16 protein-coding genes are annotated in these 20815 nt (G+C 71.8%); 10 read left to right on the forward strand and 6 right to left on the reverse strand.

Annotated elements, in window-relative coordinates:
- Positions 1–14: 14 nt before the first annotated feature.
- The gene (locus OHS58_RS09265) at positions 15–1016 is read right to left on the reverse strand and encodes a glycosyltransferase family 2 protein (RefSeq protein ID WP_328647902.1); all 1002 of its coding nucleotides are present in this window, start codon (positions 1014–1016) and stop codon (positions 15–17) included.
- 178 nt (positions 1017–1194) lie between these two features.
- Here OHS58_RS09265 and OHS58_RS09270 point away from each other — a divergent pair, with 178 nt between their 5' ends.
- Genes OHS58_RS09270 through OHS58_RS09290 form a run of 5 tightly spaced genes read left to right on the forward strand, consistent with a single transcriptional unit; the run spans position 1195 to position 6667 of the window.
- Positions 1195–2625, forward strand: coding sequence for an aspartate aminotransferase family protein (locus OHS58_RS09270; protein ID WP_328647903.1), 1431 nt, complete (start codon positions 1195–1197; stop codon positions 2623–2625).
- Entirely contained in the window at positions 2619–3668 is a 1050-nt protein-coding gene (locus tag OHS58_RS09275) for an NAD-dependent epimerase/dehydratase family protein (protein WP_326952809.1), read from the forward strand. The genes OHS58_RS09270 and OHS58_RS09275 overlap by 7 nt, the downstream gene beginning before the upstream one ends.
- Before the next feature lie 15 nt (positions 3669–3683).
- Positions 3684–4589: a UbiA prenyltransferase family protein gene (locus OHS58_RS09280; protein ID WP_328647904.1), complete on the forward strand. Its 906-nt coding sequence runs from the start codon at positions 3684–3686 to the stop codon at positions 4587–4589.
- A 21-nt stretch (positions 4590–4610) separates the two neighbouring features.
- A complete protein-coding gene (locus OHS58_RS09285; protein ID WP_326952811.1) occupies positions 4611–5732 on the forward strand; it encodes an endonuclease/exonuclease/phosphatase family protein in 1122 nt (373 codons plus the stop codon).
- Complete coding sequence (locus OHS58_RS09290; protein ID WP_328647905.1) at positions 5729–6667, forward strand: lysylphosphatidylglycerol synthase domain-containing protein; 939 nt, start codon at positions 5729–5731, stop codon at positions 6665–6667. The genes OHS58_RS09285 and OHS58_RS09290 overlap by 4 nt, the downstream gene beginning before the upstream one ends.
- Here OHS58_RS09290 and OHS58_RS09295 read toward each other — a convergent pair.
- The 5 genes from OHS58_RS09295 to OHS58_RS09315 all read right to left on the reverse strand — a co-directional run bounded on the left by OHS58_RS09295 (position 6618) and on the right by OHS58_RS09315 (position 12963).
- Positions 6618–8978 (reverse strand): AfsR/SARP family transcriptional regulator, encoded by a 2361-nt coding sequence (locus OHS58_RS09295; protein ID WP_328647906.1) that lies wholly within the window; start codon positions 8976–8978, stop codon positions 6618–6620. The two genes, OHS58_RS09290 and OHS58_RS09295, sit on opposite strands and share 50 nt — an antisense overlap.
- Positions 8979–9603: 625 nt before the next feature.
- The gene (locus OHS58_RS09300) at positions 9604–10758 is read right to left on the reverse strand and encodes a HEAT repeat domain-containing protein (RefSeq protein ID WP_328647907.1); all 1155 of its coding nucleotides are present in this window, start codon (positions 10756–10758) and stop codon (positions 9604–9606) included.
- A 182-nt stretch (positions 10759–10940) separates the two neighbouring features.
- On the reverse strand, positions 10941–11459 hold the full coding sequence (locus OHS58_RS09305; protein ID WP_326952815.1) for a flavin reductase family protein: 519 nt from the start codon (positions 11457–11459) through the stop codon (positions 10941–10943).
- A 50-nt stretch (positions 11460–11509) separates the two neighbouring features.
- On the reverse strand, positions 11510–12181 hold the full coding sequence (locus tag OHS58_RS09310) for an NAD(P)H-binding protein (RefSeq protein WP_328647908.1): 672 nt from the start codon (positions 12179–12181) through the stop codon (positions 11510–11512).
- A 245-nt stretch (positions 12182–12426) separates the two neighbouring features.
- Positions 12427–12963: an ArsR/SmtB family transcription factor gene (locus OHS58_RS09315; protein ID WP_326950209.1), complete on the reverse strand. Its 537-nt coding sequence runs from the start codon at positions 12961–12963 to the stop codon at positions 12427–12429.
- 82 nt (positions 12964–13045) lie between these two features.
- On the opposite strand from OHS58_RS09315, the gene OHS58_RS09320 reads away from it, so the two are divergent.
- From OHS58_RS09320 to OHS58_RS09340, 5 genes are all read left to right on the forward strand, one after another.
- The gene (locus OHS58_RS09320) at positions 13046–14371 is read left to right on the forward strand and encodes a M20/M25/M40 family metallo-hydrolase (RefSeq protein WP_328647909.1); all 1326 of its coding nucleotides are present in this window, start codon (positions 13046–13048) and stop codon (positions 14369–14371) included.
- Entirely contained in the window at positions 14368–16143 is a 1776-nt protein-coding gene (locus OHS58_RS09325; protein ID WP_326950207.1) for a S9 family peptidase, read from the forward strand. Before OHS58_RS09320 ends, OHS58_RS09325 begins: the two co-directional genes overlap by 4 nt.
- 265 nt (positions 16144–16408) lie before the next feature.
- Complete coding sequence (locus OHS58_RS09330; RefSeq protein ID WP_326950206.1) at positions 16409–17875, forward strand: MFS transporter; 1467 nt, start codon at positions 16409–16411, stop codon at positions 17873–17875.
- A 517-nt stretch (positions 17876–18392) separates the two neighbouring features.
- Positions 18393–19997 (forward strand): helix-turn-helix transcriptional regulator, encoded by a 1605-nt coding sequence (locus OHS58_RS09335; RefSeq protein ID WP_328647910.1) that lies wholly within the window; start codon positions 18393–18395, stop codon positions 19995–19997.
- Positions 19994–20809, forward strand: a complete 816-nt coding sequence (locus OHS58_RS09340; RefSeq protein ID WP_328647911.1) for a class I SAM-dependent methyltransferase — start codon at positions 19994–19996, stop codon at positions 20807–20809. The genes OHS58_RS09335 and OHS58_RS09340 overlap by 4 nt, the downstream gene beginning before the upstream one ends.
- Positions 20810–20815 lie beyond the last annotated feature (6 nt).

Genomic DNA, 20815 nt, shown 5'->3' on the forward strand with positions numbered 1-20815 from the left:
GTATAACGGCCTATTCAGGGGGTGGCCGGCTGCTCGTAGAGGCGGCGGAACGCCCGCGACGTCGTCCACTGCGTCACCCCGGCCACGGCGCCGACGACGATCGTCAGGTTGACCAGGTAGTGCACTCCGGCGAAGAAGACGGTGAACGCCGGGCCGCGCTGCTGCCGGACGAACCCGTACATCCCGCGGTCGCCGGCGATCGAGGCGGCGATGAGCAGGCCGGGCGCGAGCAGTCCCCACGGGCCGGCGAACGCCGCCGCGAACGCCGGGATCGACGCCGCGGCGGCCAGGCTCGCCCACGCCCGCTCCCGCGTTTCGAAGCCGGTGGCGAAGTGCCGGGACCGGGCGTACAGCGGGATGCGCAGGCGGGCCCGGTGGAAGAGCTTGCGCAGCAGCACCTTCAGGCGCCGGTCGTGCGCGTGCTTCCCGCGCACCTCGGGGGTGAGCCGCAGCCGGTAGTGCCGCGACAACCGGTGCCCGAAGTCGACCTCCTCGGTCTGCTTGAGCCGCGGGTTGAACCCGCCGATCTCGTCGTGGACCTTCGCCGGGATCGCGCACAGCGACGGGAACAGGAACGACACGGTGCCCTGGGAGCTGAGTGACCAGTAGTGGTACTGCAGCCCGCGGTACTGCGCGATCAGGGTGGGTTCGACGAGCGGCTCGGGGTCCTGGATACCGCACACCGCACCCGTGTCCGGCTCGGCTTCGAGGATGCGGACGGCGGTGGCGACCGCGTCCGGGGCGAGGGCGACGTCGGAGTCGACGTAGAAGATGACGTCGCCGCGGGCGCGGGCCCGGCCGGCGTTGCGTGCGACACCGCAGCCGCCGTTGACGCCGGTGGCGACGACGTGCGCGCCGTGCGCGCGGGCCACCGCGACCGAGTCGTCGGTGCTGCCGTCGTCCGAGACGATCACCTCGAGGTCCGGGTGGGTCTGGGCCGACAGCGCCGAGAGGCACTGAGGCAGCGTGCGGGCGCCGTTGTGGTTCGGCACGACGATCGAGACCAGCTGCCCCATGGCAGACCTCCAGCTGCTCGGCGAAGAGTGGCTTCACCAGTGCAGCCGAGGCGCCTGCCACAACCCTCTCACCGCGATCCCGCACCACCACCCGGGCCGTGAGAGGTCCGCGGAAGCGGCCGAGGAGAGCCCCCGCCCAGAGTCGGAACTCCTGACGCAATCCGACTGGGAGGGATCGATGCCGCACCTGATCACCCTGGAGCAGGCCGAACGGCTCGACGTCGGCGAGGTCCACGAGCTCTATCGCAAGTACGTCAACAAGTCGCAGGTCAAGCTGATGACGTCGTTCGGTTTCGGCCGCGAGCTGGTCGACCGCGCCGAGGGCGCCCACCTGCACACCCGGGACGGGCGCACCGTCCTCGACTTCACCGGCGGGGTGGGCGTGCTCAACCACGGGCACAACCACCCCCGGATCGTGGCCGCGCGGAAGCGCTTCCAGGACCAGTCCCGGATGGAGGTGCACAAGACCTACTTCTCGCCGTACCTGGCGGCGCTCGGCCACAACATCGCCCAGGTCCTGCCGGCCGACCTGAGCATGTCGTTCTTCCCCAACTCCGGCGCCGAGGCGGTGGAAGGCGCGGTGAAGCTCGCCTACAAGTACCACCGCGGCAAGCGGGGCCGCGTGCTGCGCGCGGACATCGCCTTCCACGGCAAGCTGCTCGGCTCGGGCGGGCTCACCGGCGGCGCGCCGGACCAGTTCGCCTTCCCGACCATCCCCGGCATCGGCACGTTCCGCTACGGCGACCTCGACTCCGTGCGCGACGCGATCGCCGCGGCCCGACGGCCCGGTGGCGGCTGCGACGTCTACGCGCTCCTCATCGAGCCGTTCAGCGCGTCGACGATGAACCACTGTTCCGCGGAGTTCCTGCACGGGCTCCGGGAGCTGTGCACGGCCGAGGACATCATCCTGATCTTCGACGAGATCTACACCGGCTGGGGCAAGACCGGCTCGATGTTCTACTTCATGCGCCACCCCGGGCTCGTGCCGGACGTCGTGACGACGTCGAAGTCTTTCGGCGGCGGCAAGTCCTCGATCTCGGCGTTCGTGGCGCGCGAACCGGTGTTCCGCAAGGCCTACGACAGCATGCGGGACGCCCTGCTGCAGAGCACGAGCACGACCTACTACGGCTTCGGCGAAGAGGCCGTGACCGCGCTGGAAGCCGTCGAGATCGCGGTGACCGACGACTTCCCGGCCCGCGCGCGCCACCTCGGGGACCTGCTCGGTCCCGGGCTCGAGCGGATCCGGAAGGCGCACCCGGACGAGGTCGCCGACGTCCGCGGCGCCGGCGCGCTGCACGGCGTGTTCCTCGCCGGCGGGCCGAAGCTGCTCGACCTGATCGGCAAGCTGGCGCCCGTTTCCCTGGCGAAGGACCCGTTGCTGCGGACCAAGCTCATCACGTGCGCGGTGATCGACGCGCTCTACCGCGACCACGACATCTACACCTACTACACGCTCAACGGCCGGAGCCCGCTCGTGGTGAGCCCGCCGCTCGTGACCGCCGACGCCGACGTCGAGCGCTTCCTCGACGCCCTCGACGCCGTGCTGGACCAAGGCATGTCCCGTTTGCTGACCCGTTTCGTCCAGGAGAAGGTGAGCCGGCTGTGGTGACTTCCAACCTGCCCGCGACCGTCGTCGTCACCGGCGCCGCCGGAGTGCTGGGCTCGCGCCTGGTCCAGCGGCTGCTCGACGAGGGCTGCCGCGTGCACAGCGTCGACCTGCGTGACATCCCGGCCGCGCCCGGGCTGCGCCACCACATCGGCGACGTCCGGGATCCCCGGGTGATCGCCGACGCGATGACCGGCGCCGGCGCCGTGGTGCACTGCGCCGCGGCACTGCCGAGCTACCCGGCCGACGAGATCCGCTCGATCATCGTCGGCGGCGCGCGGAACGTGCTGGGGACGGCGGTTTCCGCGGGCGTCACCCGGGCCGTGCACATCTCGTCGACGTCGGTCTACGGCCTGCCCAAGACGGTGCCGACGCCCGAAAGCCACCCGTGCGAGCCGGTCGACACCTACGGTGCGGCGAAGGCCGAGGCCGAGGAGCTCGCCGGGCGGCTGCGCGCCGACGGGCTGTGCCTGACCGTCCTGCGGCCCAAGACGTTCGTGGGCACGGGCCGGATGGGCCTGTTCGCGATGCTGTTCGAGTGGGCGGCGGAAGGGCGGCACTTCCCGGTGCTCGGCCGCGGCGACGTCCGCATCCAGATGCTGGGCCTGGACGACCTCGTGACGGCCGTGGTCACCGCGCTGGTGGCGCCGCGCGAGATCGCCGACGACACCTACAACATCGCGGCAGACCGCTTCGGCACGATCCGGCAGGACTTCCAGGCCGTGCTCGACGCGGCCGGGCACGGCAAGCACGTCGTGCCGATCCCGGCGCGGCCCGCCGTCGCGGTGCTCGGGCTGCTCGAACGCTGGAAGCTGTCGCCGGTCTACGGCCGGCTGCTGCACAAGCTGCTCGACGATTCGTTCGTCAGCACCGAGAAGGCCGCGCGCCGCCTCGGGTTCGTGCCGCGGCTGTCGAACTCCGAGGCCCTGCTCGAAGCCTTCACGTGGTGGCGGTCCAACCGCGTCCAGACGCCGGTGGCGCAGGGCGTGACCAGCCGTGAGCCCTGGCGTCAGGGCGCACTGAAACTCGCCAAGGTCTTCTTCTGACGGGGGAGGCGCCGGATGTACTCCCTGCAATCGCGCGCGGTGGCGGTTCGTTCGCGAACCGCCCTGCGGGATCTCCTCACGCTGGTCCGGCCGGGGCAGTGGCCCAAGAGCCTGCTCGTCGTCCCGCTGGTCCTGCTGCACCCGGCGGCGTGGACGTGGCCCCGGCCGGCGGCGCTGGCCGGGGCGGTGGGGCTGTTCGTCCTCGCCTCCGCGGTCGTCTACGTCGGCAACGACGTCGCCGACGCCGGGTACGACCGGGCTCACCCGGCGAAACGGCACCGGCCGATCGCCGCCGGGCGGGTACCGGTCCGGACGGCGGTGGCCCTCGGGGCCGCGCTGTTCGTGGTCCTCGTGGTGGCCACCGCGGTCACGCTGCCGGTGCTGTTCGCGCCGCTCGGCGCGTACGTCGCGCTGAACGCCGCCTACAGCCGGTGGCTCAAGCACGTGCCGGTGGCCGAGGTGTTCGCGGTCGCCGCCGGGTTCGCGTTGCGTGTGCTGGCCGGGTACCTGGCCACGGGCGTACGGCCGTCGGGCTGGTTGCTGCTGTGCGTGTTCCTGCTCTGCTTCCTGCCCGTGCTGGGCAAGCGGCGGCGCGAGCTGGACCTGCCCGAAGCGCTGCGCCGCCCGGTGCTGCGCGGTTATTCGGCCGCCTTCCTCGACCAGCTGCTCGTGCTCGCCGCCGGGCTCACCGTCGTGGTGTTCCTGTTCTTCGCCCACGAACGCTGGGGTGCGCGGGCCGACCTGGTGCTGGCCGCGGTCCTGCTGCCGGTGCTGTTCGGGCTGTGCCGCTACCTGCACGTGGTGCTCGTGCAGGGCGGCGGCGCGGATCCGGCCCGCGGGCTGCTGCGCGACCGGGTGCTGCTCGGCAGCGGCGTGCTGAGCGTGGTGGCGCTGGCCGCCGCCGGTCTCCTGTCCCCGTAACGACTCACGCGAGGTGCCGACATGACCGAAGTCGTGTCCCCTGTGGACACCGAAACCCCCGCACCGCCACGGCGGCGACTGAGCCGCACGCTCCGGGCCGCCACCGTGCTGTGGGTGCTGTTCTTCGCCGCGCACGTGCTGCTCACCGGGCGCTGGTGGCTGTGGATGTTCGTCGAACCCGTTCCGCCGCTGCTGTTGTTCGTCGTCCCGCTGCTGTTGCTGCTCCTCGCCGCGTCCGTCCGGCCGCGGCCGCGGTGGACGGCGTTGGTGCTCGTCGCCGTGCTGGTGGCGGGCACCCCGCTGGCCGGGTTCGGCGGGGCCGGCCCGGGTACCGCGCCGCGGCCGGGTGCGCCGGTGCTGCGGATCTTCAGCTGGAACACCGGCTACTGGGAGTCCGGGACCGGGTACAAGGACTTCCGCGGCGGCGACGGCACGGACGCGTTCTACGCGTACCTGAAGCAGCAGAACGCCGACGTCTACCTGCTCGGCGAGCACCTGCACTGGAACAACGGGCCCGTCCGGCTCGACGACGAACCCACGCTGCGCGCCCGGTTCCCGGGTTACCAGGTGAACGTCGAGGGCGAGCTGGTCACGCTGTCGCGGCTGCCGGTCGTGGGGACGCACCCGCGGCGCGACGGCCCGGAGCCCGACTCCTGGTACTGGCACGGCAACAAGGCGCAGCGCACCGACGTCCGGGTCGGCGGGTGCGTGTTCTCGCTGTACAACGTGCACCTGCCGCAGCCGGTGGACACCCGGCTCAGCCCGTTCACCGGCCGGTTCTACTCGTTCGCGCACGGGCAGTACGACCGCGTCCAGACCGAGCTGGGCGCCCTGCGCGCGGACCTGGCGGGCAACCGCAACCCCCTGCTCGTGGCGGGCGACTTCAACTCGCCGTGGATGGGCAGCCTCATCCCGCTCGGCGACGGCGTCGAAGCCCGGGACCTCACCGAGGGCGCCCCGCTGCCGTCGTCGTTCCCGCTGGCGGACACGGGATGGGGGATGCCCCGGCTGTGGCGGCTCGACTGGGTGTTCACCCGGGGCGAGGTGGACGTCGCGCGGTACGCGTTCCGGCCGAACCCGCGGCTGTCCGACCACCAGGCCCAGGACCTGACCGTGTCCCTGCCGTGCGGGTCCGCGCGATGACCGGCCCGGTCCGCGCGGTGCTGCGGAAGGTCCTGGTGGCGGCGTTCCTCTCGGCCGTCGCGGTGGGCGCGGCCACCGTCGTCGCCGGGCACAGCGCGGAGATCGCCGGGCTGCTCGCCCGGCCCGCCGCCAAGTGGTGCCTGGTGCTGGCGCTGCTCGCGCTCGCCGCGTGGCTGCTGCTGGGCGTGCAGACCTGGCGGCGGGTGCTGGCGTCCCTCGGCAGCCCGCTGGGGTTCGCCACCGGGGCCCGGATCTGCTTCGCGGCGATCGCCGGCACGTACCTGCCGGGGCCGTGGTGGCAGGCACTGGCCGCGGCCCACACCGGCCGCCGGACCGGCGTCGACGCGGGCCGGGTCGTCGCCGCCTACCTGCTGGTCGCCGTGATCAACCTGCTCTCGGCGACGGCGGTCGGCCTGCTGGTCGCACCGCTGGTGCTGGGCGCGTCCTGGCCCTGGCTGGTGGTGCCGCTGCTGCTCGGCGCGTACGTGCTGTGGCGGCCGGAAACCGTGCTGCGGCTGACCGATCGGGCGGCCCGGCTGCTCCGGCGCGCTCCACTGGCGGACCGGCCGGAGCCGCGCCTGCTGCGCCAGGCGGTGCTGGTGCAGACCGCCGCGTGGCTCGTGGGCGGCCTGCACCTGTGGTTGCTCGCGTTCGCGCTGGGCGCGCCGCCCGGGCCGGCGCTGGCGGCCGCGGTCGGGGGGTACGCCTTCGCGTCGGCCGCCGGGGCGCTGACCCTGGTGCTCCCCGACGGCGCGGGCGTGCGGGAGCTGGTGATCATCGCCGCGCTGGGGTCGGTGCTGCCGGTGCCCGCGGCGACCGTCGCGGCGATCGGGAGCCGGGTCTGCCTGGTCGTCGCGGAACTGCTGTGCGCGGGCGGCCTGCTGCTCAGCGCGTGGCACGCCCGCCGAGCAACGGCTCCGACCCGACCCGGCTGAGGAACGCGACACCGCGCAGGCACAGCGTCCGCCCCTTGTCGTCACCGATTTCTTCGAACGCGCGCAAGGCCAGGGCCAGCCGGCCGGACGCCTCGTCGTAGCGCTGCTCGACCATGTCGAGCGTCCCCAGGGAGTACAGGATCACGGCCTCGCCGCGGCGGTCGCCGGCCTGGCGGCAGGCGGCGAGCGCGGTGGTGTGCGTCTCGCGCCAGTCCTCCAGGTGATCGCGAGCCCGCATCAGCCCGGCCAGCGTGACCGCGAGGTCCCAGCACAGCTCGGCGGAACCGAGGTCGGCGGCCTGCCCGACGGCGCGGACCACGCCGGCGCGCTCCGTCTCGAACCACTCCAGCGGGTGGCGGAGCAGCTGGTCGGCGAGCGGCACGGGCAGCGGCCACCGCTCGGCGTCGCCGTGCAGCACGGGGACCGAGTGGCCCACCGCGCGGCTGTGCGCCTGTTCGGCCAGGTGCAGCCAGGCCCCGAGCAGCCGGCTCGAGGCGGCCGCCCGGGTCGCCGGGGTTTCCTTGCGGACGAGCAGTTCGCGGGCGTAGCTGCGCAGCAGCTTCGGGATCCGGTAGTGGGTACTGGGCCCGGAGCGGCGGTCGACGGCGACGAGCTGCGCGTCGACCAGCGCCTCCAGGTCGTCGCCCGCCGCCCGGCCCGGGTCGCCGAGCAGCGGCCCGGCGACCCACGTCGGGAAGTGCTCCCCGTCGACCAGGGTGAGCAGGCGGAACAGCCGTTGCGCGGACGGGCCCACCCGGGCACAGGCGGTGGCGATGCCGGGGCGGACGTCGAGCGGCCCGTGGCTCAGCTCGTCGAGGTGCCGCTGCCCGTCGCCGAGGCGCTCGGTCAGCTCCGCGATGCTCCAGTGCGGCCGCGCGGCCAGCCGCTCACCGGCGATGCGCAACGCGAGGGGCAGGCCGCCGCACAGTTCGATCAGGTCGAACGTGGCGGCGGGCTCGGCGGAGACGCGGGCGATGCCCAGCAGGTGGATGAGCAGTTCGGTGGCGTGCTGGATGGTGAGCTCCGCCAGCTCGACCACTTTCGCGCCGGACAGCCCGGTGAGCCGGTGCCGGCTGGTCACGAGCACGCCGCAGGTGGCGGAGCCGGGCAGCAGGGACAGCACCTGCGCTTCGTCGACGGCGCCGTCGAGCACCACGAGGATCCGCCGGCCCGCGAGCGCGCTGCGCAGCCGCGCGGCCAGCTCGTCGCGGCTCCCGGCCGCCGCGGGCACGCCGAGCACCCGCAGCAGCCGTTCGAGCACGGCCTCGGGCCGGACCGGCTCGCCGTGCTCGTCGTCCAGCCGCGCGTAGAGCTGGCCGTCGGGGAACCCGGGCGCGACCCGGTGCGCGATGTGCACGGCCAGCGCGGTCTTCCCGACCCCGGCGCGGCCGGCGAGCACCGCCGTGGCCACCCCGCCCGTGCCGCTGCCGCGGAGCAGACCGGCGACCGCGGTGACGACGTCGTCGCGGCCGGTCAGGTACGGGTTGCCGGCCGGCAGCATGCGGGGAACCATCGGCGCCGCGGCCGCGGGGACGGCGGTGGCCCGCGGCGCGGGCGGGGGATCCAGGGCGGTGTCGTTGCGCAGGATCGAGTCGTGCAGGTCGCGCAGCGCGCCGCTCGGCTCGATGCCGAGCTCGGCGACGAACCTCCGGCGGATGGCCCGGTAGGCGGCGAGCGCGTCGCCGGGCCGCCGGCAGCGGTGCAGCGCCAGCATCAGCTGGTGGTGCAGCTGTTCGCGCAGGGGATGGCGTTCCGCCAGCGGCAGCAGCTGATCGACCAGCTCGTGGTGGCGGCCTTGGGCGAGTTCGACGGCGTGGCACTCCTCGATGACGCTCAGCCGGCGCTCGGTCAGGCTCGTGACGGCCGCGCGCAGGAGGTCGCTTTCGATGCCGCTCAACGGGGCGTCGCCGCGCCAGAGCCCGAGCGCGCTCCGGAACCGTTGCGCCGCCTCGGCCGGCCGGCCCGCGGAGGCGGCCGTGCGTCCTTCGGCGACGAGACGGTCGAACCGGTGCAGGTCGAGTTCGTCGTCGGAGACCCGCAGCAGGTAACCCGGCCGCCGCGTGCCGATGCGCCCGCCCAGCCCCGCCGTCTCGAACCGGCGGCGCAACCCGGACACGCAGGTGTGGATCTGCCCGCGCGCGGTGGACGGCGGCGCGTCCGACCACACGGCGTCGACCAGCCGGTGCACCGGGACCAGACGGTTGGCCTCCAGCAGCAGGACGGCGAGGACGACCTGCTGGCGGCCGGCGCTCAGGCTCACCGGCTTGCGCGAACCGGAGACTTCGAGCGGGCCCAAGACGTGGAAGAGCATGACAAATTCCCCCATTCCGGTGGCCGGCCAAAACGACGAGTGAGATAACGGACATGCTCGGACAACCACCCCAGTCAAGCGATCGTAGCCCGCGGTGGCTGCTTTGTGAATTTCTGTCCGGCAGGACACCGGGGCCGCGCGGACGTGCGCATTCGCCGGGAAGTCGAGGATTTCGACGGCAATCGCCCGGGCATCACGGAAGGACGTAAAATTGTTCACCGAAAAGGAGCAGTTTTAACCGAGGCGATTCCGGTCAGTGCTGCCACGGCGCGGGAATGTGTTGGTACGACTGCCGATGCGGCGCATCCGCCAGCCGGGCTGATCATCGACGGCGAGCCTGCCGGGGGTGGCCAGTACCGGACACGTGACTGCGTGAATCGCATTCCGCGTTCGACGACGGGTGCCGCGGAATGCGCTTTCGGCGGTACCGACGTCACGGCAGGGCTGTTCGGAATCGAAGCCCCCGGGTCGCGCACGTGCCGATGCCGAGGGTGTCGACGGAGGAGGCGCAGTCGGCAACCGTCCAAAAGGGACGCTGCGGCCAGATCCAACATCGCTACCTGGGCGACCGCATCGAGGAGACTTGGATGAAGCGTGACTGAGCTGACCATCCACGGAGGACAAGTCAGTGAGCGGTCGCTCGCAGTGCCGCGGAGGCGGCGGACCGGACCGCCAGGTGCGGGTCGGCCAGGGCGTCGGCGAGGAGGAAACGCAGGCCGTCCGGGGCGGTTCGGCCCAGCGCGGTCGCTGCGTTGGCCCGGACGCGTGGCCTGGGGTCGCGTAGTGCCTCGGTCAGCAGCGGGAGCGCCTTCTCGTGGGTGATCCGCCCGAGTGCCGCGGCGGCGCGGGATCGGACCAGCTCGTCCTCGTCCTTGAGCGCATTGGTCAGCGTCCACAGGTAGGCCGGGTCGGCTCGTTGGCCGATGACCCAGACGATGACGCGGCGGACGAGCGGGTCGGGATCGTGGCCGGGCAGGTGGTACCCCGTGTCGATGCGGGCGAGGATCCGTCCGGCAAGTTTGCGGACACGCCGTTCGCCGGTGATCAGCAGGACCCGTACCAAGGTGGGCGCGAGCGAGTCGTCGGCCAGGCGGACCAGGCCGGTGAGCGCGGTGTGGACGTGCCGGCCGTCGCAGGCGGCGGCCAACCGGCCGAGCGCGCGGTGGTCGCCGTGCTTGGCCAGTACGCGGAAGGCCCGGGCCCGGACGACGGGGTGGACGTCGTCGGCGGCCTTGAGGGCGGCGGGCGTCGCCAGCGGCCCGCCGATCCGGTTCAGTGCCAGCAGGGCGCTCGTGCGAACGTCGGGCGAACTGTGGTCGAGCAGCGAGACGATCGCCGGCGCGGCCTCCAGTGCTTCGAGCTTGCCCAGCGCTTCCACCACGGGCAACGCGTCGGCGCCGGACTCGCGCAGGATGTCGATGAGCGGGCCGGTGGCCTCGGCGACGCGCAGGTTGCCGAGGACTTCCGCGGCCGCGAAGCGGCCCGGGCGGCGGTGGCGGAGGTGCTCGATCAGCACCGGCGCGATCCGCGGGTCACCGACCCGGCTCAGTGCGCGGGTGATGTCGTGTACGGCGCTGGGATGTACCTGGCCCAGTGCGTCGGCCAGGACGTCCAGCCGTCTCGGGTCGCTGGTCTCGGCGATGCGCTGGGCGGCGTAGCGGCTGATCCAGGCCCGATCGATGTTCAGCAGCGTGACCAGCCGGTCGAACACCTCGTCCGACGACTGTGCGGTGAGGCCTTCCAGGGCGGCCTCCACGATGGTGGCGGCGGGGTCGGACATGCTGTTCGGGTGGGCCGCCAGGGTGGTCAGCCAGGCCGGCCCGGCTGGGTCGGACAGAACCGTGTGCGCGTGCCGGTAGAGCGCCTTGTGCGGGTCAATGCGTGCCGTCGGCCATTCTTCCGGCTTGCATGACTTTCAGTATGACCGGCCGCGCCAACGAAATTCGCCCACAGGATCGGCACTCATGACGCCCCCACTGCGAGCTCGTCGGTCTCGAGGCGGCGGAACCGGCTGCCGTGGAAGACCAGTGGTGGGACGTCGGGGTCCGCGTGCAGCCCGTGGACCTCCAGGAACACGACCGTGTGGTCGCCGGCCGGCACCTCGGCCTGGATCGAACAGTCGAACCAGGCCGAGGCGCCGAGGACGAACAGGGCACCGTCGTCGCTCGCCTGCCAGTCCACGCCGGCGAACCGGTCGCCGGTCTTCGCGGCGAGCCTGCGGCCCGCCGCGGCCTGGTGCTCGCCCAGGACGCTGAGACCGAGGCGCGGGGAGGCTCGCAGGGCCGGCCAGGTGGCCGAGGCGTTCCGCACGCACACCGACAACAGCGCGGGGTCCAAGGACACCGAGGTGAACGAGCTGACGGCCATCCCGGCCGGTTCGCCGCCGGACAACGCGCACAGGGCCGTCACGCCGCTGGGAAAGCACGCGAATGCCTTGCGCAGAACCGTTGCCCGGTCGTCGATCGAGTGGACGGTGATCACGGAAGCCTCCCCAGGACTCGGCTGCGCGGCAGGTCGCCGGCAGCTTCGCGCTAGACGTCGATCGCCTTCTCGATGGGGGTATCGCCGCCGACCACCACGTAGATCCGGCCGGCGGTGCCGGGCCGGTCGATGAGCTCCACGAGCACGGCGGCGACGTCTTCCCGGGCGACCTGGTCGAACCGGGCGCGCTTCGGCGCGATCGGGTTCCCGGCGGTGAGTTCGACGGTGCCGTCGCCGTCGCCGTCGGCGAGCACGCCGGGCCGCAGCACCGTCCAGTCGAGCTTGTCGCGATCGAAGATGTGCTGTTCGGCGGCGCGCTTGGCCTGCAGGTAGACGGCATACCCCTCGCCGATGCCGGGGTCGTCGGCACAGCCCACGTTGATCGAGCTGACGTGCAGGAACCGCCGCACACCAGCCTGTTCCGCCGCGTCCATGACCAGCACCACGGCGGCCCGGTCCATCCGGTCGCGGCGCGCGGCGGTGGCGGCGTTGCCCGAGCCGGCCGAGAAGACGGCGACGTCCGCGCCGGCCAGGGTGGCGGCCACCTCGTCCACACCGGCGTGCTCGAGGTCGAGCACGACGGCTTCCCCGCCGGCTCGTTCGACGTCGGCGACGTGCCGGGGATTGCGCACGATGCCCAGGACCGAGTCGCCGCGGCCGGCGAGCTGCCGAGTCAATCGCAGGGCGATCTTGCCGTGGCCGCCGGCGATGACAATCTTCATTCCATGCCCTTTCTTGCGGAAGGTCCGCCGGGAAACGAGCCCGGAAGATCTTCCTTCAATTCTTCCCATTGTCGTAGTCTTCGGGCGGGGGCTGCCGAAATGCTCGGCGGCCCACGCCATCGGATCCTGCGGCGCGGGTGACGGCCGCGGAACCTGTGCTGTGCCAAGTGAGAGTGGACGCGACCGACAGTCGTCTTCGTCCGGTGGCGGAACGAAATCAGTCAACCATCGGGCACGCCTATCGGTCAATCGGCGTTGTCGTCACTCTTCCGTGGGGCGTGGTCGAGTTGCGCCTGGGCGGCGAGCGACCACAGGTAGCTCAGCGGTTCGCCGTCGGGTTCGTCGGTGTACTCGGCGATCAGTTCCTGCATCCGGCGGCGGAGCGAGTCGACGGACTCCGGTCGCAACCGGAGGACGCCCCGCTTGGCGCCGCGGCCGGAGTCCTTTCCGGCGGCGATCAGTTCGGCGCGGTGGGCGCCGAGCACGGCCAGGTCCACCTGCTGGCCCAGGCCGGCGTCGTCGGGCATGATCGTCAGCCCCCAGGTGCGCGCGGTCGCGCGGTAGGGCCGCTGCAGTGCGCCGTTTTCCCCGGTGCACACCGGTTCGGCGGCCAAGAAGTTCGTCTTCACCAGGGCGCGGATGTGCCGCAGCGTGGTCGCGGGAGCGAGGTCGAGCTCGACCGACAGCTGCTTGTTGGTCAGTGAGCGGTTCAGGCACAGCCGCAGGATGCGCCAGCGGACCGGGTGTCCGAGCGCCTTGAGTTCTTCGACAGTCGCTTCCACGGACTGCACTGTACCTTGCCAAGCCGTCACCAGTTTGCTTGACTAACATCGATATCAGTTTCTGCAATCAGTTGGAGGTCCGGTGATCGAGCAGCTCAGGGCGTGGGTTAACGACCGGGACCTGGTCGCCGAGCTGGCGGACTGGATCTCCCGGCCGAGCGTGAGCCGGACCGGCGAGGGCATGGCCGAGGCCGCGGCACACGGTCTCCGGCTGCTCCGCGCGTCCGGTCTGGAGGCGCGCGAAGCCGAGACCGGCGGCTGGCCCGCGCTGATCGGGACGGCGGACGGACCCGGGCCGCACGTGCTGATCTACGGCCACTACGACGTGCAGCCGCCCGGCCCGCTCGAACTGTGGACGACGCCGCCGTTCGTGCCGTCGATCCGTGACGGCCGGATGTACGGGCGCGGCACCGGCGACAACAAGGGACAGAACCTCGCACAGCTGCTGGGGTTGCGTGCCCTGCGGGACCTCACCGGCGGATACCCCTGCCGGGTCACGGTGCTGCTCGACGGCGAAGAGGAGATCGGCAGCCCCAACCTCGCCGCGGCCGTCCGCCAGGTCGGCCGGCCCGATCTGGTGATCTGGAGCGACGGGCCGGTGCACGACTCGGGCCGGGCGTGCGTGGTCCTCGGGATGCGCGGAATCCTCATGTTCGAGCTGCGTGCGCGGGGCGCGAACCGGCCGTTGCACTCGGGGCACTGGGGCGGCGTCGCGCCGAACCCCGCGTGGGCACTGGTGCAGCTGCTGGCCACCATGCGCACGGCGGACGGGGTCGTGACCGTCGCCGGGTTCGCCGACGACGTCGCGCCGTTGAGCGACGGCCAGCGTGCCGCGCTGACCGATCTCCCGGTGGACCTGGCCGGAACACTCGAAGCGATCGGGGTGACGGGCATGGAGCCGCCGGCCGGCTTGGGCTTCCACGAACGCCTGGCGGTGCCGACGCTGACCGTGAACTCGTTGAGCTGCGAGGACTCCGGGGACCACCGCGCGGTGATCCCGGACGTCGCCGTCGCCCGGTGCGAGGCCCGGCTGGTCGGCGGTCAGACACCGGCCCAGGTCGCCGAGGCCATCCGGCGGCACGTCGAGAAGTACGCTCCCGACGTCGAATTCGTGCCCGACGCGGCCGTGGCCCCGTCCACCACGCTGCCCGAAACCCCTTACACCGGAACGATCGTCCAGGCGGTCGAGGACGCGCACGGGCAGCGGCCGCTGCTGCTTCCCTCGATCGGGGGAAGCCTGCCGATCGCGGTGCTCGGCGACGGGCTCGACGTTCCCTGCTACGGCGTGCCCATGGCCAACGCCGACGAGGCCAACCACGCCCCCGACGAGAACCTCGACCTCGACTTGTTCCACCGGGGGATCGTCACCGCGGCGACGATCCAGCTCGCGCTGGCGGCGCAGTCATGACCGTCTGGGGTGCGTGGCCGGCGAAAGACGGCTTCGCTTACGTCGGCGACGAATCCGGCCGGCCGCAGCCGTGGTTCCAGACCTGGGCGGGGGAGCGGCGGATGTTCCCGATCGACGGCGCGGTCACGCGGCTGGCGTGGCGGCCGGACGAGTCGCGCCTGCTGGTCGTGACGGACGTGACCGGCGGCCAGGACTACCGGCTGGCCGAGCTCGATCCCGGCACCGGCGAGGTGGAGTGGCTGGCCGCGGAACCCGGTGTCCGGCGCGAGATCGGCGTGCCGTATTCGAGCTCGAGCCGTCCGTACAGCCCGGACGGCCGGCTGCTCGCCTACGCGACCAGCGCGCGTGACGTCACCTGCCTGGACGTCTACGTGCGGGACCTGACGACCGGCGAGACCAGGATGGTCCTCGAGGGCGACGACCGCTACGTGCCGATGTTCTTCTCGCCGGACTCCCGGTACCTGCTCGTCCTGAGGTTCCACCAGAACACCGACCACGACCTGTTCACCTGCGATCTCGAGACCGGCCGGATCCGGCACCTCACCCCGCACGAGGGCCCGGCGAAGTACCAGCCGGGTGGGTGGAACGAGGACGGCATCTACCTGTGCACCACGGAGGGCCGCGACTTCCTCGGGGCCGCCCTGCTCGTCCCGGGCCGGGCGCTGGAGTGGATCGCCACGCCGGACGCCGACGTGGAGAACGTGATCGTGGGCCCGCAGGTCGTCTGGGCCCTGCCGCAGGACCAGTGCACGATCCTGTGCACGTCGGAGACCGCGGTCGAACTGCCCGGATTCGCCTCCCAGCCGTTCGGCTACGACGGCTACGTGCCGCGGTTCGCCGGAGACCGGCTGCTCGCCCAGGTCGGTGCCGGCGACCGGGCGACCGAATTCCTGCTGGTGGACCCGACTTCCGGCGAGACGCGCCCGCTCACCGGCTTCGGCGACGGGCTGCCGGACGACCTCGTCGCGCCGGAAACGGTCCGGTTCACCGGAACCGGCGGGCTCGAGATATCCGGGCTGCTGTACCGCCCGCGTCCGGTGGCCGGTCCCGTTCCCGCGGTGCTCAGCATCCACGGCGGTCCGGAATGGGCCGCGCTGCCGGTCCACGACCCGCTGATCCAGCGGCTGGTGCGAGCCGGAATCGCCGTGCTGACGCCGAACGTACGGGGGTCGACCGGGCGGGGGCTGGCCTACCAGCGGCTGATCTACCGCGACTGGGGCGGCGGTGACCTGGCCGATTTCGAAGCCGCCGCGGGTTTTCTCCGGAGCCTCGACGGGGTGGACGGCGACCGGCTCGGTGTCCACGGGATCTCCTACGGCGGGTTCGCGGCGCTCAGCTGCCTGACCAGGCTGCCGGAGTACTGGCGGGCCGGTGTCGCGATCTGCGGGCCGGCCGACCTCGAAGAGGACGTCCGGTCCCTGCCGCCGACGTGGAGCCGGCGGGTCGTGGAGTGGATCGGGGACGTCGGTGATCCGGCGGATCTGGCGAGGCTGAGGACGGCGAGCCCGCTGACCCACGCAGCCGAAGTCCGGGCGCCGCTGCTGCTGGCCCACGCGGTGAACGACACCACTGTCGGCATCAACGGCACCGAGCGGCTGTACGAGACGCTGACCGGGCTGGGCAAGACCGTGCGATTCATCCGCCTTTCCCGCGGCCATCTCCCGGACGACCGGGCGGAACGGGACGAGCTCGACGCCGCGGTCGTGCAATGGTTCCGCGACCACCTCGAGCCGCACCCGGCCGAGGTGAAAACGACCGCCGGACACCGATAGCCGGCACCGAATACGACCGAGGGGGTCAAGCGAACACCGAAAACACCTGGCGCCCGTGACCGCCGGAGTGCGAGAATAGAACGCGGCACTGTGTTGCCCCTGCCCGCCGGATGCCGGCGGGCCCATGATCCGCAACGGCGCGGGTTCTCTTTCCCATTGTAGCGACACTGTCCACTTGGGACAAATCTTGACCTCACGCTTTCCGAAAATTTCGTCGACCAGCTCGGCCCGAAGAACCCACCCTCAGAAAGGATAGGCACAGAAAATGCCTCCTGCTGTCGCCGGCGCCGAGACGCCGTCCCGCCGACGCCTCGGCTGGATCCTGGCCCTGCTGGCTTTCGCCCAGTGCATTTACGCCATCGACTACAGCATCGTTTTCGTGGCGCTGCCCGACATCGGTTCCGGTGTCGGCTTCTCCGCGCACACCCTCCAGTGGGTCGTCAGCGCCTACGCCGTCGCCTTCGGCGGCTTCCTGCTGCTCGGCGGCCGTGCGGCCGACCTGTTCGGCCGCCGCCGGGTGTTCGCCTTCGGGCTGTTCCTCTACGCGGTTTCCTCGCTCGCCGGCGGGCTCGCGAGCGATCCGACGGTCCTGATCGTGGCGCGTGCTGTGCAGGGGATCGGTGGCGCTTTCCTCGCCCCGGCAACGCTTTCCCTGGTCACCACCACCTTTGCCGAAGGACCGGAGCGCAACCGGGCGCTGGCGATCTGGGGCGGTGCCGGCGGCAGCGGCATGATCCTCGGTTCGCTGCTCGGCGGCGTGCTGACCGGCGCCTTCGGCTGGGCGTCGATCTTCTTCGCCAACGTCCCGCTCGCCGGTGGTGCCATGCTGCTCACCTTCTTCATCATCCCGAAGGACGCCGACCGGCAGGGCGCCCGGCGCAAGTTCGACCTGCCCGGCGCGCTGACCGCGACCGTGGGGGCGACGCTGCTGGTGTTCACCCTCGTCCAGGGACCGGTGTCGGGCTGGACCTCGCCGCCGATCCTGATCGGCGGGGCCATCGCGGTGATCGTGCTCGCCGGGTTCCTCGTCATCGAGGGTCGCGGCCACGACCCGCTGCTGCCGCTTCGCCTGTTGCGCAACCGGAACCTGAGCACGGGTACCGTCGTCGTCTTCGTGTTCATGGGGACGTTCGGTGCACTGCCCTACTTCTACACCGTCTACTTCCAGTCGGTGCTCGGTTACAACGCGACGCTGAGCGGGATCGCCTTCCTCACGCCGTGTGTGGGCGTGCTGATCGGCAACCTGTCCGGCGGGAAGCTGGTCACCCGGCTCGGGGCGCGCACCACGCTGATCATCGCGCTGATCACCGGGGCCATCGGCACCGCGGCCTTCGCGGTCACCATTTCGGCGACCGGTTCGTACCTGGCGCTGGTGCCGGGTGTGTTCGTCCTGAGCATCGGCCAGGGCACCATCTTCACCGCGATGTACGCGGCGGCGACCACCGGTGTCGCGGAAGAGAACCAGGGCATCGCCTCGGGGATCGCCTCGACCGGCCAGCAGGTCGGCGCCGCGGTCGGGCTCGCCGTTCTGGTGGCGGTCCTGAACGCCGGGCACGAGGGGCTGACCGGTGAGGCGTTGCGCGTCGCCACCGCCGACGGGCTGCGCACCACCATGTGGGTCACCGTGGCGGGCATTCTGCTCATCGTGCTGGTCACGCTGAACTTCCGGCGGCCGCCGGCGGCTCCGGTGGCCGAACCCGAGAAACAGGTTGACCTGAATCCGGCCGTCTGACCGCACGGCTCGAACCGCAAAAAGGGTGATTCCGCCTCGTGCTCCCACGAGGTGGAATCACCTTTTTGCTTGTGCATGAGCGTGAGCAGCGGAATTCGATCGTTTGATCGAAACGATCCGGACGCCGTCCGGTACCGGCCGTTTGACGGGCGGCACAATTGGTTGACATTGCATATATTCCCTGTTTATGCTGGAAATCTGTTCGAAGGTGGCGGAGCCATGGGGGGTTCGTTGATCGAATATCGAAAGATCAATTCCGGACGCTGTCCCTTTCGAACCCTTTGAGTGGCACGCTCGGTGCGAATATTCTTCAGCTGACGACCCTGGGGGGTTCTTTGCTCTGCCGTCGATTTCCAAGACATATTTTTCCGGCGAATGAATCGGCCGAATGTCGTATCTCCGAAACGCATTCATCCGTAGCGGCAGATGCGCGCTTTCCGGCACTCGCCCGCGGTACTGGAGAAAAGCGCACCGGCGGAGACCCCGCCGACAGGCCCGCACCGGCCGGACGGGCCTCGTGACGGCGGGTCCGGAGTACGGCGACGTCCTGGAACCCTCCTCGGCCGCGGTCCTGCCGGCAGGTTCGCTCGACACGGTGCCGCGGCGGAGCCGGCTGCTCCCAGAGGGACAGCGAGTGCTGGTCAAGGTGCACCTCGACCTGGCCAAGGCGGCGGCGACCTCGGCGAACCACCGCCTGGGCGGCAGCACCCCGGTTGGCCAGCTCATGGCCGAGGTGCTGGTGCGGCAAGGGCTGTACGAGTACGCCGAGGAGGTGCTGCCCCGCCAGCCGGCCGGCGATGCCCCGCTGGCCCGCCGCACCCGCTGGGCCGTGACCGCGGCGGCGATCAAGTACTGGGGAGCGGGCGACGTCGAGGCCGCGCACCGCGTGCTGCGCGACGTCGGCAGCCCGGTGACCGCGGCGCACCGGGCCGGCTTGCTGCTGCTGGACGGCCGCACCCGCGCGGCACTGGCCGCGGGGGAGAACGTACTGGCCGACCGGCCGGTACCCGACGAGGCGATCCCGCCGGCGGTGATCACCGTGGTCGTCGCGGCCGGCCTGGCCGGCCGGTTCGGCCAAGCGCTCGCGGCCGCCACCCGGCCCGGCCGGGGCCGGCCCCGGTCCGCCGAGATCGGTTACGCGCACTGCTTCGTGTTGCTGCTCGCCGGCCAGGTGCGGCAGGCGCACCGGATGGCCGACGACGGGTACCGGGACGCGGTGGCCGCCGGAAGCGTCGCGGTGGCCGGTGGCTGGCTGGCTCTGCGCGGCGCGGCCGCCAAGACCCGGGGCGACCTGACGGCCGCCATCGCCGATCTCGAGACCGCTTCGCACCTGTTCGACGGCGGCAGCTCGGGTCCGCTGCTGGCGCCGTGCCTGGCCGAGCTCGCCGTGGCCCGCGCCGTGTCCGGCGACCTGGCCGGCGCCGAGCAGACCCGGCTGCTCGCCGACGCGGCACCCGGGTGCCGCATGTTCGTCCCGTGGCTGACCCTGAGCCGGGCGTGGATCACCGCGGCGGGCGGCGACACCACGCTCGCCGCCCGGCAGGCGCGCACGGCAGCCGACGTCGCCATGGCTTCGGGGCAGTACGCCGTCGAAGCCATGGCCCGCTACGACGTGTCCCGGCTCGGCGATCCGAACGCCGTACGGCATCGCCTCGCCGAGCTCGCCGACGTGGTGCAGGGGCCGCTCGTGCCGGTGATGGCGAGCGCCGCGGCCGCGCTGGCCCGGTCCGATCCCGGGGCCCTGGACGTCGCCACGGCGAAGTTCACCGAACTCGGGATGGACCTGTTCGCCGCGGAGACCGCCACCGCCGCGGCCGCGCTGCGGCAGGCCGCCGCGCCCGCCGGAGGCGTCGCGCGCCCGGACGCGGCCACCCCGCTGCTGCGGCTCACGGCCCGGCTGGCCGGGCTCACCCGGCGCGAGCGGGACGTCGCGCTGCTGGCCGCCGGCGGCTTCACCAGCCCCGCCATCGGGCACCGGCTGGGACTGTCCGCCCGCACCGTCGACAACTACCTGGGCCGGGCCTACCAGAAGCTGGGGGTGACCAGCCGCCGGGAGCTGGCCCCACTGGTGGCCGGCGACCGTCCACACCGACCCGTCCACGCCGAAGGGAACCACCGATGACCACGATGAGCGACCTCGACAAGATCTCGGCCAACCAGGAGGGCTTCAACCTGCGCGCGCGGGCGCACCTGCAGTCGTCGTACTACGACGTGGAAAAGTTCAAGCAGGGCCACAACATGCTGCGCAAGCTGGAACGGGAGGAGCTGGGCGACGTCCGCGGCCGGTCCCTGCTGGAACTGCAGTGCCACATCGGCGTCAACTCGCTCTCGCTCGCCCGGCTGGGTGCGCAGGTGACCGGCACCGACATCTCGGACGAGGCGATCGACATCGCGAACGGCCTCGCCGGCGAGCTGGACCTCGACGCGAAGTTCGTCCAGGCGAACCTCTACGACCTGCCCCAGGTGCTCGACGGGCAGTTCGACATGGTGTTCACCGGGTACGGCACCCTCTCGTTCCTGCCCGACATCCCCCGTTGGGCCGAAGTGGCGGCGAACTTCGTCAAGCCGGGCGGCACCCTCACGATCGTGGAGATCCACCCGATCCTCAACCTCTTCGACGACGTCGACGGCGAACTCCGGGTGGCCCGCTCGCTTTTCCGGTCCCGGCAGGTGCACCACGAGATGTCCAAGAGCTACGCCGACAAGATCGACGACGCGGTGGAAGTGGAGAAGCACTCCATCTACGGCTGGCGGTGGACCGTGGAAGAAGTGGTGAACGCCCTCATCGACGCCGGCCTGACCATCGAACACCTCCGCGAGGTCCCCTACGACGCGCGGCAGCGGCTCCCGCTGATGGAGTCCGACGGTGACCACAACTGGCGGATTTCGGGTGACCCGATCCCGCTGTCGTTCGCCTGCGTCGCGAGGAAGTGAGCCGCG

The organism is Amycolatopsis sp. NBC_00348 (assembly GCF_036114655.1).
In the GTDB taxonomy this organism is placed as follows: Bacteria; Actinomycetota; Actinomycetes; order Mycobacteriales; family Pseudonocardiaceae; genus Amycolatopsis.

Bases quoted from the DNA above. Each gene is read 5' to 3' on its own strand.
- OHS58_RS09300 (WP_328647907.1), bottom strand. From the start codon at position 10,758: ATGTCCGACCCCGCCGCCACCATCGTGGAGGCCGCCCTGGAAGGCCTC.
- OHS58_RS09295 (WP_328647906.1), bottom strand. From the start codon at position 8,978: ATGCTCTTCCACGTCTTGGGCCCGCTCGAAGTCTCCGGTTCGCGCAAG.
- OHS58_RS09340 (WP_328647911.1), top strand. From the start codon at position 19,994: ATGACCACGATGAGCGACCTCGACAAGATCTCGGCCAACCAGGAGGGC.
- OHS58_RS09325 (WP_326950207.1), top strand. From the start codon at position 14,368: ATGACCGTCTGGGGTGCGTGGCCGGCGAAAGACGGCTTCGCTTACGTC.
- OHS58_RS09270 (WP_328647903.1), top strand. From the start codon at position 1,195: ATGCCGCACCTGATCACCCTGGAGCAGGCCGAACGGCTCGACGTCGGC.
- OHS58_RS09290 (WP_328647905.1), top strand. From the start codon at position 5,729: ATGACCGGCCCGGTCCGCGCGGTGCTGCGGAAGGTCCTGGTGGCGGCG.
- OHS58_RS09310 (WP_328647908.1), bottom strand. From the start codon at position 12,181: ATGAAGATTGTCATCGCCGGCGGCCACGGCAAGATCGCCCTGCGATTG.
- OHS58_RS09330 (WP_326950206.1), top strand. From the start codon at position 16,409: ATGCCTCCTGCTGTCGCCGGCGCCGAGACGCCGTCCCGCCGACGCCTC.
- OHS58_RS09285 (WP_326952811.1), top strand. From the start codon at position 4,611: ATGACCGAAGTCGTGTCCCCTGTGGACACCGAAACCCCCGCACCGCCA.
- OHS58_RS09280 (WP_328647904.1), top strand. From the start codon at position 3,684: ATGTACTCCCTGCAATCGCGCGCGGTGGCGGTTCGTTCGCGAACCGCC.
- OHS58_RS09265 (WP_328647902.1), bottom strand. From the start codon at position 1,016: ATGGGGCAGCTGGTCTCGATCGTCGTGCCGAACCACAACGGCGCCCGC.